Annotated in this window: 14 protein-coding genes; 3 read left to right on the top strand and 11 right to left on the bottom strand. The window is 67.3% G+C overall.

What is annotated here, in order from left to right; translation table 11 throughout:
* The first annotated feature begins 76 nt into the window (after positions 1 to 76).
* Entirely contained in the window at positions 77 to 1,246 is a 1,170-nt protein-coding gene (locus RTK35_RS17415) for a YbfB/YjiJ family MFS transporter (RefSeq protein WP_316908593.1), read from the top strand.
* Positions 1,247 to 1,295: 49 nt separating this feature from the next.
* On the opposite strand, the gene map is transcribed toward RTK35_RS17415, so the two are convergent.
* The 9 genes from map to RTK35_RS17370 all read right to left on the bottom strand — a co-directional run bounded on the left by map (position 1,296) and on the right by RTK35_RS17370 (position 9,430).
* Complete coding sequence (map, locus tag RTK35_RS17410; RefSeq protein ID WP_044408439.1) at positions 1,296 to 2,099, bottom strand: type I methionyl aminopeptidase; 804 nt, start codon at positions 2,097 to 2,099, stop codon at positions 1,296 to 1,298.
* Positions 2,096 to 2,314 carry a ParD-like family protein gene (locus tag RTK35_RS17405; protein WP_284546814.1) on the bottom strand — a complete coding sequence of 73 codons (219 nt, stop codon included), beginning with the start codon at positions 2,312 to 2,314 and terminating at the stop codon, positions 2,096 to 2,098. Before RTK35_RS17405 ends, map begins: the two co-directional genes overlap by 4 nt.
* Positions 2,315 to 2,541: 227 nt before the next feature.
* On the bottom strand, positions 2,542 to 3,630 hold the full coding sequence (locus tag RTK35_RS17400) for an extracellular solute-binding protein (protein WP_316908592.1): 1,089 nt from the start codon (positions 3,628 to 3,630) through the stop codon (positions 2,542 to 2,544).
* A complete protein-coding gene (locus RTK35_RS17395; RefSeq protein WP_279861991.1) occupies positions 3,627 to 4,667 on the bottom strand; it encodes a histone deacetylase family protein in 1,041 nt (346 codons plus the stop codon). The genes RTK35_RS17400 and RTK35_RS17395 overlap by 4 nt, the downstream gene beginning before the upstream one ends.
* A gap of 436 nt (positions 4,668 to 5,103) precedes the next feature.
* Positions 5,104 to 6,123 carry an AraC family transcriptional regulator gene (locus RTK35_RS17390; protein WP_044408452.1) on the bottom strand — a complete coding sequence of 340 codons (1,020 nt, stop codon included), beginning with the start codon at positions 6,121 to 6,123 and terminating at the stop codon, positions 5,104 to 5,106.
* 153 nt (positions 6,124 to 6,276) lie between these two features.
* Complete coding sequence (locus RTK35_RS17385; protein WP_044408455.1) at positions 6,277 to 7,044, bottom strand: SDR family oxidoreductase; 768 nt, start codon at positions 7,042 to 7,044, stop codon at positions 6,277 to 6,279.
* Between the two features lie 24 nt (positions 7,045 to 7,068).
* Positions 7,069 to 8,139, bottom strand: coding sequence for a phosphotransferase family protein (locus RTK35_RS17380; RefSeq protein ID WP_044408457.1), 1,071 nt, complete (start codon positions 8,137 to 8,139; stop codon positions 7,069 to 7,071).
* A 209-nt stretch (positions 8,140 to 8,348) separates the two neighbouring features.
* On the bottom strand, positions 8,349 to 8,663 hold the full coding sequence (locus tag RTK35_RS17375; RefSeq protein WP_021221784.1) for an SCP2 sterol-binding domain-containing protein: 315 nt from the start codon (positions 8,661 to 8,663) through the stop codon (positions 8,349 to 8,351).
* A gap of 56 nt (positions 8,664 to 8,719) precedes the next feature.
* Positions 8,720 to 9,430 (bottom strand): histidine phosphatase family protein, encoded by a 711-nt coding sequence (locus tag RTK35_RS17370; protein WP_316908591.1) that lies wholly within the window; start codon positions 9,428 to 9,430, stop codon positions 8,720 to 8,722.
* Positions 9,431 to 9,640: 210 nt separating this feature from the next.
* Here RTK35_RS17370 and sohB point away from each other — a divergent pair, with 210 nt between their 5' ends.
* The gene (sohB, locus tag RTK35_RS17365) at positions 9,641 to 10,666 is read left to right on the top strand and encodes a protease SohB (protein ID WP_282886091.1); all 1,026 of its coding nucleotides are present in this window, start codon (positions 9,641 to 9,643) and stop codon (positions 10,664 to 10,666) included.
* 98 nt (positions 10,667 to 10,764) lie between these two features.
* Here the strand turns inward: sohB and aceK are convergent, their stop codons facing one another.
* Together aceK and RTK35_RS17355 are read right to left on the bottom strand one after the other, a co-directional pair.
* Entirely contained in the window at positions 10,765 to 12,495 is a 1,731-nt protein-coding gene (aceK, locus tag RTK35_RS17360; protein ID WP_044408484.1) for a bifunctional isocitrate dehydrogenase kinase/phosphatase, read from the bottom strand.
* 113 nt (positions 12,496 to 12,608) lie between these two features.
* Positions 12,609 to 13,523 carry a LysR family transcriptional regulator gene (locus RTK35_RS17355; RefSeq protein ID WP_142007902.1) on the bottom strand — a complete coding sequence of 305 codons (915 nt, stop codon included), beginning with the start codon at positions 13,521 to 13,523 and terminating at the stop codon, positions 12,609 to 12,611.
* 106 nt (positions 13,524 to 13,629) lie between these two features.
* Here RTK35_RS17355 and RTK35_RS17350 point away from each other — a divergent pair, with 106 nt between their 5' ends.
* Positions 13,630 to 15,372 carry an amidohydrolase gene (locus RTK35_RS17350; protein WP_316908590.1) on the top strand — a complete coding sequence of 581 codons (1,743 nt, stop codon included), beginning with the start codon at positions 13,630 to 13,632 and terminating at the stop codon, positions 15,370 to 15,372.
* The last annotated feature ends 1 nt before the right edge of the window (position 15,373 follow it).

The following is a 15,373-nucleotide window of genomic DNA, read 5'->3' as shown; positions in this document are numbered from 1 at the left end:
GTTCTTTATTATTCGTTTTTTATGAACACTGCAACGCCCTAGCATGGTCTTCCGATGTCCTGCATGGAGCCCTGCCATGGCCCCCTCGATCCGCATCCTCGCCAGCCTCCTGGCCCTCATCGCCGCCATGGGGATCGGCCGCTTCGCCCTGACCCCGCAGCTGCCGCACCTGATCGCCGAAGGCCAGGTGGACCTCACCGCCGCCGGCCTGATAGCCGCCGCCAACTACCTCGGCTACCTGGTGGGTGCGCTGGACGCCCTGCGCGCCACCACCGCCCAGCGTGCCCGCCGGCGCCTGTTCGGCGGGCTCTGGGTGGGCGTGGCGATCACCCTGGCCTCGGCCTGGGCCGAAGGCTTCTGGGCCCACGCCCTGTTGCGCTTCGCCGCCGGCGTAACCAGCGCCTGGGTGCTGGTGGTGGTGACCGGCCTGGCCGCCCAGGTGGCGGCAGACGCCGGCCGGCCGCGCCTGGGCGGGCTGATCTTCACCGGGCCCAGCCTGGGGGTGATCCTCACCGGCCTCATCGCCCTCGGCCTGAACCTGCAAGGAGCGGGTTCGGCCCAGGCCTGGCTGGCCTTCGGCAGCGTGGCCCTGGTGCTGGCGGCCATCGCCCACCCGTTGCTGCCGCGTCCGCGTACCGCCTCGGCGACCGGCGCGATGCAGGCCGGGCCGCGTCCGGCGGCCTTCTACCCGCTGCTGGTGGCCTACAGCCTGGTGGGGATGGGCTACATCCTGCCGGCCACCTTCCTTTCGCAGATGGCCGCCAGCCAGTTCCACGGGCACTGGCAGGCGGACCTGTTCTGGCCGGCCTTCGGCCTGGTGGCGACCCTGGGGGTGCTGCTGGTGAGCCTGCGCCGCCCCGGCATGGGCAGCACCGGTCGCTGGCTGGTGGGGGCGCTGTGGCTGCAGGCGCTTGGCGTGCTGGCCTGCCTGTTCCCGGGCATGACCGGGCTGGCCCTGGGCGTGGTGCTGTGCGGTGCGCCCTTCCTCGCCAGCATGTTGCTGGTGATGCAGCGAGCGCGGGAAATCGACCCCCAGGGCCACGCCCGCAACGTCGGCCTGCTGACTGCCGGCTTCGCCCTCGGCCAGCTCAGTGGCCCGCTGCTGGCGGCCCTGAGCAGCCACTTCAGCGGCGGCCTGCGCCCCGCCCTGCTGCTGGCCGCCGGCGCCCTGCTGCTGGCGGGCGGGTTGATGCTGAAGGCGCGGGAAGCCGTGAAGGTGAACAGCGTTGTGACGTGCCGGGGTTGAGCCGCAGGGCCCGGGTGCCGCCTGACGGTCCCGGGGGCTGAAGCCCAGGCTACGCGGGTAGTACAGGATCAGCCGGGAAGGCCTCGCGCTCTTCCTCACGCAGGGTCAGCACGCGGAAGCCGGTCTCGGTGACCAGCACGGTGTGCTCGAACTGGGCGGAGAGGCTGCCGTCGCGGGTGATCACCGTCCAGCCGTCGGCCAGGGTGCGCACCTGGCGGCGGCCCTGGTTGATCATCGGTTCGATGGTGAAGGTCATGCCCGGTTCCAGGCGCAGTCCCTGGCCGGGCCGGCCAACATGCAGCACCTGGGGGCTTTCGTGCATCTGCCGGCCGATGCCATGGCCGCAGAACTCCAGCACCACCGAGTAGCCCATGCGCTCGGCGTGGGTCTGGATGGCATGGCCGACGTCCCCCAGGGTCGCGCCCGGGCGCACCACGCGGATGGCGTCGTACAGGCATTCGCGGGTCACCCGCACCAGCCGCTTGGCGTCCTCGCTGATGCGGCCGACGGCGTACATCCGGCTGGTGTCGCCGTAGTAGCCGTTCTTGATGACGGTGACGTCCACGTTGACGATGTCGCCCTCCTTCAGCACCTCGCTGGCCGACGGCCAGCCGTGGCAGACCACATGGTTCACCGAGGTGTTGACCGTGTACGGGTAGCCGTACTGGCCCTTGCTGCCGGGGATGGCGTCGAGGGTCTCGACGATGTAGCGCTCGCAGAAGGCGTCGATGTCCATCGTGGTGATGCCGGGCACGATGAACGCCTCCAGCGCCTCCAGCACCCGCGCGGCGAGCCGCCCGGCCACGGCCATGCGCGCGATCTCGTCGGCGGTCTTGATCGTCACCTTGCTCATTGCACCGCCTCTTCCGCTGCACCGGCGCTTTCCATCTCGCGGGCCTCGCTCATCAGCCGGCGGATGATGTCGGCGTAGGTCAACTCGGGATGCGCCTCGGCGAGCATGCCGATGCGCATCCAGTGCTCGGCCTGGGCGTTGATGGAACGGGACATGGCCCGGCAGGCGACGCGGGCCTCCTCGTGCAGGGAATCCGAGATCTTGACGATGCCCATGGCAAACACTCCATATACGAAATGCTACATAACATAGCATTTCGGATTGGCTCATGGGGTACATGCAACGATGAAGCGAGGGCAGTCTGGCGCAGCCAGACCCGCCGCCTTCTGGCTCCGAAACTCGCCCGGCCAAGCGAACCAGGCAGCCTCGGCTGAACCCGCGAATCAACCACTCACGGAATGAAAGGGCCGCATAGCGGCCCTTTTGCACAGCACTGCCCTGCTCAGGTCCCGGTCTTGATCTTGGTCCAAGTCCGCGTGCGGATGCGCTCCATCTTCGGCGGCAGCATCTCCACGGAGAACAGCTTGGCCTGCACCTCGGCCGGCGGGTACACGTTGGGGTTGTCCCGCAGCTCGGCCGATGTGAGCGCGTCGGCGGCCTGGTTGGGGTTGGCGTAGGCCACGTGGTCGGAGATCGGCGCCACCACCTCCGGCTGCAGCAGGTAGTTGAGGAAGGCGTGGGCCTGCTCGACGTTCTGCGCGTCCTTGGGGATGGCCAGCACGTCGAACCAGGCGGCAGTGCCTTCCTTGGGAATGCGGTACTCCACCTTCACCCCGTTGCCGGCCTCGCGGGCGCGGGCGGCGGCCTGCATGGCGCCGCCGGACCAGGCCAGGGCCACACACACCTCGCCGTTGGCCAGGTCGCTGACGAACTTGGAGGAGCTGAAGTAGCGCACGCTCGGGCGCAGCTTCTCCAGCAGCGCTTCGGCCTTCTTGTAGTCCTCCGGGTTGCGGCTGTTGGGCGGCAGGCCCAGGTAGTGCAGCACCTCGGGAATCACCTCGGTGGGCGAGTCGAGGAAGGCCACGCCGCACTGCTTGAGCTTGGCCAGTTTGTCGGGGTTGAAGATCAGGTCCCAGGAGTCCACCGGGGCGTTGTCGCCGAGCACCGCCTTCACCTTGTCGACGTTGTAGGCGATGCCGTTGGTGCCCCACATGTAGGGCATCACGTACTGGTTGCCCGGGTCCTTGGCGGCCAGCACCTTGAGCAGCGCCGGGTTGAGGTTCTTCCAGTTGGGTAGCTTGCTCTTGTCCAGCGGCTGGAACACGCCGGCCTTCATGTAGTTGGGCAGGAAGCCGTCGCTGGGTACCACCAGGTCATAGCCGGAGTGGCCGGACAACAGCTTGGCCTCCAGCACCTCGTTGCTGTCGTAGACGTCGTACTTGGGCTGGATGCCACTGGCCTTGTGGAAGTTCTCCAGGGTGTCGGGGGCGATGTAGTCGAACCAGTTGTAGATGCGCACCACCGGCTCGGCAGCCACGGCATTCAGCGAGGCGCCCAGGAGGGCGCCGGCGAGCAGCAGGCGGGCACTCATCGGGCAGCCCCTTCGTAGCCCTGCAGCACGTTCACCGCGTTGACGCCGATGGCCTCGACGGCGTAGCCGCCTTCCATGATGAACAGCGTCGGCAGGCCGAGGGCTGCGATGCGCTGGCCCATGCGCAGGTAGTCCGGCGAATCCAGCTTGAACTGGGAGATGGGGTCGTCCTTGTAGGTGTCCACGCCGAGGGAGATCACCAGTGCGTCCGGGGCGTAGGCGGCGATGCGCTGGCAGGCATCCTCCAGCGCGGCGGACCACCCGTCCCAGGCGGTGCCATGGGGCAGCGGGTAGTTGACGTTGAAGCCCTCCCCCGCGCCCTCGCCGCGCTCGTCGGCATGGCCGAGGAAGTAGGGATACTCCACCAGCGGGTCGCCGTGGATGGAGGCGAACAGCACGTCGTTGCGGGTGTAGAACAGCTCCTGGGTGCCGTTGCCGTGGTGGTAGTCCACGTCGAGGATGGCGACCCGCTTGGCGCCCTGGTCGAGGAAGGCCTGGGTGACGATGGCGGCGTTGTTGAAGAAGCAGTAGCCCCCCATGAAGTCGCTGCCGGCGTGGTGGCCAGGCGGACGGCACAGGGCGAAGGCGGTGCGGGCGCCCTGGCGCATGTGGTCCTGGGCGGTCAGCGCCACCTGGGCGGAGCTGTACACGGCCTGCCAGGTGCCGGGGGTGATGGGCGCTTCGGTGTCGAAGCTGTAGTGGCCCAGTTCGCCCATCAACGCGGTGGGGATGGGGCCGTCGCGACGCAGGCGACGGGCCGGGAAGGTGGTGGAGACCAGGTCGCCGCTGTGGCCTTCGGCCTCCCAGCGGGCCCAGGCGCCCTGGAGGAACTTCACGTAGCCGGCGTCATGCACACGGAGGATGGGCTCGAGGCCGAAGTCGCGCGGCTCGATCACCTCGCCCAGCGTCTGCTGGCGCACGCGGGCGAGCACGGTGTCGGCGCGGCTGGGCATTTCGAAACAGGGCTGGAGCTTGCCGTCGACCAGTTCGGACTGGCCGAAGTGAAGGCGATGATCGTCGCTGTACACGGTCAGCATGGGGGCGTACCTCATCGGGGTTCTTGTTGTTGGTGAGCCCGATTCTCGGCCGCCGCCCCCGCTTTGAGCAGTGGGGGTAACGGCCAATAGGGGATCGAAATGGCCAACATGGCTGGCCACGTCAGGTCTTATACCCCGCGGCTACCGCCCGTAGGATGCGGTGAGCTCGGCGAACCGCATCAAGCCTGCGTCGCCCGGCCAATGATGGGCTTCGCACAGCTCAGCCCATCCTACGGTTGCCGCCGTAATACCCATATCGGGGCTAGGAGGCTGTAAGCCGCCATCACCACAGCGCCCAAGGGTTCCGTCCGTAGGATGCGGTGAGCTCGGCGAACCGCATCGAACCCAAGTCGCCCGGCCAATGATGGGCTTCGTACAGCTCAGCCCATCCTACGGTTGTCGCCTTAGCCTCCACCGCCGGCCGGGTCGTGAGTCGTCAGCCTCGGAAGTGGCTGGGGGGCTGGCCGCTCCAGCGCTGGAAGGCATGGCGGAGGCTGGCGGTTTCGCTGAAGCCGAGGATTTCGGCGATGCGGTAGATGGGCAGGTCGCCTTCGCGCAACAGGGCCTTGGCCCGTTCGAAGCGCAACTCGTCGAGCAGTTGCTGGTAGCTGGTCTGCTGCTGGGCGAGGTGGCGGCGCAGGCTGCGGGTGGAGGTGTTCATGGCGCGGGCGAGTTCGTCGAGCCCGGGCGGGGTGGCGAGGCGCTGGGCCAGGAGGTCGCGCACCCGCTCCAGCCAAGCGCGGCGGGCGGCGAATTCGGCGTTCTGCCGGCGGCACTGTTCGAGCATTTCGCTGTGGGTGACCGGGTCGGCCAGGGGCAGCGGCCGGTCGAGCCAGGCGGCGGGGAAGCCAAACCCGCTGCGGCCACGGGCAAAGCGCGGGGCGCGCTCGAATACGCGGCGGTAATAGGGCGCGGCTCCAGCCGGTTCGGGGTAGTCCAGCTCCAGGGCGGACACGGGCAGCGGCTGACCGAGCAGGTCGGCGCAGATGACCCGCAACGAGCCCAGGCACAGCTCGGTGTTGAACGGGCGCAGGGCTTCGTCCTCGCCGTAGCCGCTGGCCAACAGCCAGGCCAGCTCGCCTTCGCGCTCCAGGCGCAGGTGGAAGTAGGTGCCGAGCAGCACGGGGTAGCCGAGGCCGATGCGCAGCGCGTCGCCGAGGGTCGGGGCGGAGAGCAGTGCGTAGCCCAGCAGGCCATAGGCGGAGATGCGGGTGCGCTGCCCCAGCTCCAGTCCGAGGGCGGGCGAGCCGGCCAGGCGCACGGCATTGGCGAACACCTGCTGCTCCTGCCCGGGATTGATCAGCCGACGCAGGTCGCGCAGGTCGTCGACGGTGATGCCGCTGCCCTCCAGCACGGCATCGGCCGCCACGCCGCGCTCGGCCATGCAGGCGACGGTGAGGGTGGACATGTGCAGGGAGTTGAGCCAGCTGGCGCGGGAGAAGAGGGTCTCGGCCATGGCATCAGGTTTCGCGGGGCGGGTGGGCGTACGGCATGCAGGCATTCCAGGTGGGCTGGCGCTGTTCTGTATGCGTTTTCGCCGGGCAAGTCAAAGGGCCGGCCACGAAAAAGGGAGCCTGGCGGCTCCCTCTTCTGGCGGACCGGGCGGGGATCAGGACAGGAAGCCGCCGTCCACGTTCAGGGCCACGCCGGTGGTGTAGCTGGAGGCTGCGCTGGCGAGGTAGAGCACGGCGCCGGCCATTTCGCTCGGGTCGGCCACGCGCTTGAGCGGGATGCGCTGCAGGGCGACGTTGAGGATGGCGTCGTTCTTGGTCAGCGCCGAGGCGAACTTGGTGTCGGTCAGGCCCGGCAGCAGGGCGTTGCAGCGGATGCCGTACTGGGCGCATTCCTTGGCGAACACCTTGGTCATGCTGATGACAGCGGCCTTGGTGACGGAGTAGATGCCCTGGAACTCGCCGGGGGACACGCCGTTGATGGAGGCGACGTTGATGATGCTGCCGCCGCCGTTCTGCTTCATCAGCTTGCCGCCTTCGATGGACATGAAGTAGTAGCCGCGGATGTTGACGTCGACGGTCTTCTGGAAGGCCGAGAGGTCGGTGTCCAGGACGTTGCAGAACTGCGGGTTGGTGGCGGCGTTGTTGACGAGGATGTCCAGGCGACCGAACTGCTCGCGGATCTGCGCGAAGACGTTCTGGATCTGCTCCATTTCGCCGATGTGGCAGGCGATGGCGGTGGCCTTGCCACCTTCGGCGACGATGGCATCGGCCACGGCCTGGCAGCCGTCGATCTTGCGGCTGGAGACGATCACGTGGGCGCCCTGCTGGGCCAGCAGCTTGGCGATGGCTTCGCCGATGCCGCGGCTGGCGCCGGAAACGAAGGCGATCTTGCCGTCGAGGTCGAACAGTTGGGTCTTGGACATGGGGTTCCCCTTGTAGTGGTCCGGTTACAGCCGGGATTGGCCGATCACCTGGAGGCTCATCTGCTCCAGCAGCTTGTTCATGTGGATGAACTGGGCGAAGCGCTTGTCCTGGGTCTGGCCGTGGAAGAAGCGGTAGTAGATCTGCTGGACGATGCCGGCCAGGCGGAACAGGCCGTAGGTGTAGTAGAAGTCCAGGTTGTCGATGGGCGGCAGGCCGGCGCGCTCGGCGTAGTAGTCGGCGAATTCGCGGCGAGTGAGCATGCCCGGCAGGTGGCTGGGCTGGCGGCGCATGAGTTGCACCGGGGCCGGGTCCTTGGCTTCGATCCAGTAGGCCAGGGTGTTGCCCAGGTCCATCAGCGGGTCGCCGATGGTGGTCAGCTCCCAGTCCAGCACGCCGATGATCTTCAGCGGGTCGCTGGGGTCGAGGATGACGTTGTCGAAGCGGTAGTCGTTGTGGACGATGCCGGGCTTGCCATGGTCGGCGGGCATCTTGTCCTTGAGCCAGGCGCGAACCGCTTCCCAGGTCGGGGCGTCGGGCGTCATGGCCTTCTCGTAACGGTCGCTCCAGCCTTCGATCTGGCGGCGCACGTAACCGTCGGGCTTGCCGAGGTCACCCAGGCCGCAGGCGTTGTAGTCGACGTTGTGCAGTTCGACGAAGCGGTCGATGAAGGTCTTGCACAGGGCGCGGGCACGGGTTTCGTCCAGGCCCAGCTCGGCCGGCGCATCAGCCCGCAGGATCACGCCCTTGACCCGCTCCATGACGTAGAACTCAGCGCCGATCACCGAATCGTCGGTGCAGTGCACGTAGGCCTTCGGGCAGTACGGGAAGCCGGCATTGAGCTGGTTGAGGATGCGGAACTCGCGGCCCATGTCATGGGCGGACTTGGCCTTGTGCCCGAACGGCGGGCGACGCAGGACGAACTCCTGTTCGGGGTATTCCAGCAGGTAGGTCAGGTTCGAGGCGCCGCCGGGGAACTGGCTGATGCGCGGGGTGCCGCTGAGCCCGGGGATGTGCGCCTTGAGATACGGGTCGATAGCCGCGGCATCGAGCTCTTCGCCGTCGCGGATGCGGGTGGACTGATCTGTAAGCGTCATGCTTATCCCTTCTACTTATGATTAGGACCCATGATTATTCGCAAGCCTAATGCCGCCGAAGGGGCGCCTCAAGCACGAACAACCGTTATAGGCAGGCGTGTTGCCACTCGATCAGGCTGCCTGATTGGCCCGGTGCAGAGCCTTCCGGGCGAAAAAAAACCGGAGCCCAGGGACTCCGGTTTCGGGTGTTTCCGGTTCGGCCTCGCCGATCAGACCGGGAACAGCTCGCCGAGCTTCATGGCGAGCATCATGTCGCCTTCGGCGCGCAGCTTGCCGCCCATGAAGGCCTGCATGCCGTCGGTTTCACCGGTCATGATGCCGACCAGGGTCTCGGTGCTCATGATCAGGGTGACGTTGGGGTTCGGGGCATCGCCCTGCTGTACGTCGCAGGTGCCGTCCTTGACGACCAGGTAGTGGTTGTCGCCGTCTTCGATGTTGAACTGGAATACCAGGTCCAGGCCAGCGGCAGCACCGGCGTTGAACTTGGACTGCATGTTTTTGACGATGTCAGCAACGGTGGTCATGGTTCGATCCTTTGTTTTTCAGGTTTTATAACGGCCTTGCGGCCGGTGGGCCGGGCTCATCGGTAGGTGATGAGTTCCGGCGCCCTCAACAGCTCCAGATGCACATGACTGTTGAAGGAAGCCAGCGCCACATCCCGCCCCCGGAACTTCAGGCGCGAGAGGGAAGTATTGACGATCTGCCAGTTGAGCTCGAACGCCCGGTCGGCCGGCACGCCGGCCACCAGGTGGAGCAACGCGGTGATGGTGCCGCCGGAGGTGAACACGGCGATGTTCTGCTTGCTGTCCGCCCGCTCCAGCACCCGCTCCAGACCGCCGCGCACCTGGTCGACGAAATCGACCCAGCTCTGCAGCTGCGGGGCGTCGTAGTCGCCGGCCACCCAGCGCAATACCAGGCTGGAGAATAGCCGCTGGAACTCGGCGCGGTTCTGCGCGGCGTTGCGCATGATGTGCAGCGCCTCGGGCTCCTGCTCCAGCACGCTGGGCAGCAGGGCGCGGATCAACGCATCGGCATCGAATTCATTGAAGGCGGGGTCGACGTCCACCTCGGGTGCGGCCAGGCCGGCGGCCCGCAGGCGCTCCAGGGCGGATTCGGCGGTGTGGCGCTGGCGCTGGAGGCTGCCGGCGACGCATCGATCCAGGCGCACGCCGAGGCGGGCGAAGTGCTCGCCGAGGACTTCGGCCTGGCGAACTCCGACGCTGGAAAGCACGTCGTAGTTATCGGCGCCGAAAGAGGCCTGGCCATGTCGGATCAGGTAGATGCTGCCCACGTACGCTGCCGTCCCGGGACGTTGAAAGTTTCGCGAGGTTATGGGGAAGCACAGGGGCTGTCAACGAAAAAACATACGCTTGTTTGAATGCATTCCCGCTGTTTATGACGCCGTTTTTCAGTTGCTGGTGGAGCCCTGCGCGGGGCGGGTATGCTTGGCCGGTTTTCGCGCCCGCAGACGGGGCGCGTGTCGATTCCTGAAGGGGGTTATGTGGAGTTCCTAGCCGATTACGCGGGCTTTCTCGCCAAGACGGTCACCGTGGTGGTGGCCATCCTGATCGTTCTGGTGATGCTTGCCGCACTGCGTGGCCGGGGCCGTCGTGGTGGCGGTGGCCACCTGGAAGTGACCAAGCTCAACGACTTCTATAAAGGCCTGCGCGAGCGCCTGGAGCAGAGCCTGCTGGACAAGGACGCGCTCAAGGCCCAACGCAAGGCCGAAGCCAAGGCGGAGAAGGCCGCGCGCAAGAATCCCCAGGCCAAGCCCCGGGTGTTCGTGCTGGACTTCGACGGCGACATCAAGGCCTCCGCCGCCGACCAGCTGCGCCACGAGATCACCGCCCTGCTGACCCTGGCCACGCCCAAGGATGAGGTGGTGCTGCGCCTGGAAAGCGGCGGCGGCATGGTGCACAGCTACGGCCTGGCCGCCTCGCAACTGGCGCGCATCCGCCAGGCCGGCGTGCCGCTGACGGTGTGCGTGGACAAGGTGGCGGCCAGCGGCGGCTACATGATGGCCTGCGTGGGGGACCGCATCCTGGCGGCGCCCTTCGCGATGATCGGCTCCATCGGCGTGGTGGCCCAGCTGCCCAACGTGCACCGCCTGCTGAAGAAGCACGACGTGGACTACGAAGTGCTCACCGCCGGCGAGTACAAGCGCACCCTCACCGTGTTCGGCGAGAACACCGAGAAGGGCCGGGAGAAGTTCCAGGAAGACCTGGAAAACATCCACGACCGCTTCAAGGACTACGTGGCCCAGTACCGCCCGCAGCTGGCCATCGAGGACGTGGCGACCGGCGAGGTCTGGCTGGGCACCGCCGCCCGCGAGAAGGCGCTGGTGGACGACCTGCGCACCAGCGACGAGTACCTGGCCGAGCGCGCCCGCGAGTCGGAGCTGTTCCTGCTCAGCTACGTGGAGAAGAAGAGCCTGCCGGAGCGTTTCGGCATCGCCGCCAGCGCCAGCGTGGATCGCCTGCTGATGAACTGGTGGGGCCGCCTGCAGCAGCAGCGCTTCTGGCAGTGAGCCCTACCCTCCCCGCCTGAATGAAGAACGCCGCGTTGATCGCGGCGTTTTTTATGGCATTAACTGGGTAGCGTGCTGCCAGCTGCCTGCGGGCTCGCTCACTGGATCGTGTCATCCCGCCCCTTGCGCCGGTACGGGAACACGTCGATCACCTTGCCCGCCCGGATGGCCTCCTGCAGGGACTTCCAGTACGCCGCGTCGTACAGCTCACCATGCAGCTTGTTGAACAGCCGCCGCTGGCCGATGTCGGCGAACAGGAAGCGCGGGAACTCCTCGGGGAAGACGTCGTTCGGCGCCACCGAGTACCAGGGCTCGGCGGCCATCTCGTCCTCGGGGTAGCGCGGCGGCGGGATGACGCGGAAGTTCATCTCCGTCAGGTAGCCGATCTCGTCGTAGTCGTAGAACACCACCCGCCCGTGGCGGGTGACGCCGAAGTTCTTCAGCAGCATGTCGCCGGGGAAGATGTTGGCCGCAGCCAGTTGCTTGATGGCCAGCCCGTAGTCGTCCAGCGCTTCCAGCACCTGGGGTTCGCTGGCGTTCTCCAGGTAGATGTTCAGCGGGGTCATGCGGCGCTCGGTCCAGCAGTGGCGGATGAGCACGGTGTCACCTTCCAGCGCCACGGTGGAGGGCGCCACCTCCAGCAGCTCAGCAAGGCAGTCCGGGTCGAACTTGGCGCGGGGGAAGCGGAAGTCGGCGAACTCCTGGGTGTCGGCCATGCGCCCGACGCGGTCGACGTTCTTCACCAGCCGGTACTTCTCGATCACGGTGTTGCGGTCCACCGTCTTGGCGTGGGCGAAACGGTCCTTGATGATCTTGAACACCGTGTTGAAGCCCGGCAGCGTGAACACGCTCATGACCATGCCGCGCACACCCGGCGCCATCACGAAGCGGTCGTCGGTGTTGGCCAGGTGGTTGATCAGCGCCCGGTAGAACTCCGACTTGCCGTGCTTGTAGAAGCCGATGGAGGTGTACAGCTCGGCGATGTGCTTGCCCGGCAGGATGCGCTTGAGGAAGCCGACGAACTCCGCCGGCACGGCCACGTCCACCATGAAGTAGGAGCGGGTGAAGGAGAAGATGATCGACACCTCCGCCTCGTCGGTGATCAGCGCGTCGGCCTGGATGCCCCTGCCCTCGCGGTGCAGCAGCGCCACCACCAGCGGCCACTGCTCGTCACGGTTGTAGATGCGGCCCACCAGGTAGGCGCCCTTGTTGCGGTAGAGGGTGGAGGAGAACAGCTCGATGCACAGCTCCGGGTCCTTGATGACCCAGTCGGGCAGACTCTCGCGCAACTGCTCCACCAGGCGGTCGAGGTCGCGCTCCATGTCCTCGAAGGGCACGTCGAAGCAGTAGTCGGCAAAGACCTCGCGCAGCACTTCGCGCAGATCACCGCGCGGGTGATAGCTGCGGGTCTGCGGGGCACGCTCCTGGCTGCGCAGGGAGGGCCGCGTGGTGTGGATGAACATGCAGCCGTCGCTGATCAGGTCGTGGCTGAAGAGGCTGCAGAAGATGGAGTTGAACCAGGTCTCGGCCAGTTCGTCGTCCAGGCGCAGGTCGATCTGCTTGATGTAGGCGCTCTTGACCAGCGGCCAGAGCTGCACGTCCAGCAGCACCTCGTCGTCGAAGGTGCCGCGCAGGCGTTCGCTGACTTCGCTGACCTTGTCTTCGTAGAGGGCGATGCGTGCCGCGGCGGCGCCCTGGATCTCCTGCCACTGGGCCTGCTCGAAGCGGCTGCGCGCGCCGTCGGTGATCTGGCGGAAATGCTCCCGGTAGTCGTCGAACCCTTCGAGGATCAGGCGCGCGATGTCGGCGGCCGGCCATTGCTGCGTCATGGACTCACACTCGGCTGTGGTGTCGGAACAGCGAGCTTAGCCACAGGCCGGGCCGAAAAAAAGCGCCGCCCCGGACTGACTCGCGGGTCGCGTTGCAGCCCGGCGAAGGGGGCTCAGGCCAGCCCGCGGTCGCGCAGGTAGGCCGCCAGGTAGTCGATGAAGGCCAGCACCTTGCCGGTGGCCCGGCGGTGACTGGGGTAGACGGCGAGGATGCGGTCGCCGAAGGCATCCGGGTCGATCTCATGATCCGGCAGCAGGTTCACCAGGCGCCCGTCGGCCAGGTAGGGAGCGGCGCTCCACAGCGGCGCGTGGATCACCCCCATGCCTGCCAGGGCGTTGGCCAGCAGCAGGTCGTAGTTGTCGCTCTCCAGCCGCGACACGCTCGGGTGCAGCAGGCGGGTGCGCTGGCCATCACGCTCGACCCACCAGAACTGCCGGCTAAGGGCCGGGTGGCGGTAGCTGAGCCAGTCGTGGGCGTCGATGGCGTCCAGGCTGAAGGGGCCGCGCCGCGCCACGTAGTCGGGGCTGGCGCAGAGGGCGATGCGGTTGCGCCCGACCGGGCGGGCGATGAGCCCCGGCAGGTCGCAGGGGCCTTCGCGCAGGGCCAGATCGTAACCGGCCTCTACCAGGTCGACGAAGGTGTCGGTCAGGTCCACCCGCAGGGTGATCTGCGGGTAGCTGGCGAGGAAGCCGGCGCACACTTCGTCGAGGAAGGCGCGGCTGAAGGCCAGCGGCGCGGTCATCCGCAGGCTGCCCTTGAGCCCGTGTTGCAGCTGGCCGATCTCTTCGCCGACATCGTGCAGGCGCTGCAGCAGCTGCCGCGCCGTTTCCAGGTAGAGCCGCCCGGCCTCGGTGAGCACGATGCGCCGGGTGCTGCGCTCGAACAGGCGCGCGCTCAGTTCCGCTTCCAGGTGGCTGACGGCCTTGGTCAGGGCCGAGGGGGTCTTGCCCAGGTGCTCGGCCGCCCGGCTGAAACTGCCGTGGTCGGCGGTGGCGACGAACATCGTGATGGCACCGAGCTTATCCATGGGACTTTTCCAACGGGGCAAAAGCGTTTTGCGTGACCTCGCCGTTATCCACGGCGGAACGAGCCGCTAGTCTCGCCGCCACACCTACAAAAACAAGGGGGCTCCCGTGAAAATCTTCGTTCCTCGACTCCTGGCCACGGCACTGGCTTTTGCCTCGTGGGAAGCCATGGCCGGCGCCGACATGGTGCTGCTCAACGGCAAGGTCTTCACCGCCGACAAGGCCCGACCGATGGTGCAGGCCATCGCCGTGGAGAACGGCAAGGTGCTGGCGGTGGGCAGCGATGCGGAAATCAGCGCCCTGGCGGACGCCGGCACCCAGCGCATCGACCTGGGCGGCAAGGCACTGATGCCGGGGCTGATCGACACCCACGCCCACGCCATCTTCGGCGGCCTGGAGATGTCCACCGCCAACATGGGCGATGAGCAGGTGAGCCTGGACGAGCTGGAGAAACGCCTGCGGGCCTGGCGTGACGATGGCACTGCGCGCCGGGGCGATGCGCTCTACGTGGGCGGGATGACCTCGGCCTACTGGGCCCAGGCCGAAGCGTTGGGCCAGCGCTTCGACCGGGGTGAGTGGGCCGGGGTGCCCATCGTCTTCGTCGGCAGCGACCACCACACCGCCTGGGCCAACGCCGCCATGCGCCAGCGCGCCGGCATCGACGCCAAGCTGCTGGCCAGCCTGCCCGAGGCCGAGCGCGGCACCATCGGCCTGGGCAAGGACGGCGCGCCCAACGGCTTCCTGGTGGATGCCGGCTGGGACCGCGTGGCCGCCGTACTGCCACCGCTGGAGGCCGCGACCCTGCTGCGGGCGGGCGAGAATGCCGTGAACACCTTCAACAGCCTGGGCGTGACAGCCTGGATGGACCCGGCCGCCAACGGTGCCCCGGGCGAGCCGCTGTTCGCCCTGAAGCCCACGGAGAAATCCATCGGCGTGCTGCCGGTGTACAAGGCCCTGGCGGACAAGGGCGAGCTGACCGCCCACGTCGCCGCGCTGCTGGTGGCCCACCCGAAGAGCCGCCCCGCCGACCTGGACACCCTGGACAAGGTGCGCCAACAGTTCCAGGGCATCGACAACCTGAGCCTGCCGGGGATCAAGGTCTTCGCCGACGGCGTGCTGGAGTACCCGGCGCAGAGCGCGGCGCTGATCGACCCGTACAGCAACAGCCACAAGCAGGGCGAACTGCTGATCGACCCGGCGCATTTCGGCGAACTGGTCAGCGCGGCGGATGCACGCGGCTGGCTCGTACACATCCACGCCATCGGCGACCGTGCGGTGCGCGAGGCGCTCAACGGCATCGAGCAGGCACGCCGAGACCGGCAGAGCGGCATCACCCACTCGATCACCCACCTGCAACTGGTGAACCCCAGGGAGTTCGCGCGCTTCAAGCCGCTCGATGTGATCGCCTCCATGCAGTTGCTCTGGGCCGCCGGGGACGACTACACGCTGGACATGGTCAAGCCCTACGTCAGCGCCTTCGCCTTCCGCTACCAGTACCCGGCGCACTCGCTGCTGCAGAAGGGGGCGACCCTCGCCGGTGCCAGCGACTGGCCCGTGTCCTCGCCCAATCCCTGGGCCGCCATGGCCCAGGCCGTGACCCGCGAGGGCGAGAAAGGCGTGCTCAATGCCGATGAGCGCCTGGACCGGGAGACGATGTTCTACGCCTACACCCTTAACGCCGCCCGAGCCATCGGCCAGGAGCAGCGCATCGGCTCGCTGGCAGTCGGCAAACAGGCCGACTTCATCCTCCTCGACCGCGACGTGTTCACCGTGGACGCCAAGGCCCTGGCCGAAACCCGGGTGCTGAAGACCTGGTTCGGCGGCCGCGAGGTCTACACCGCCGCCCGATAAC

This window comes from Pseudomonas sp. zfem003 (genome assembly GCF_032621675.1).
Classification (GTDB): Bacteria; Pseudomonadota; Gammaproteobacteria; order Pseudomonadales; family Pseudomonadaceae; genus Metapseudomonas; species Metapseudomonas otitidis.
This window is presented reverse-complemented; position numbering and strand designations above follow the sequence as displayed.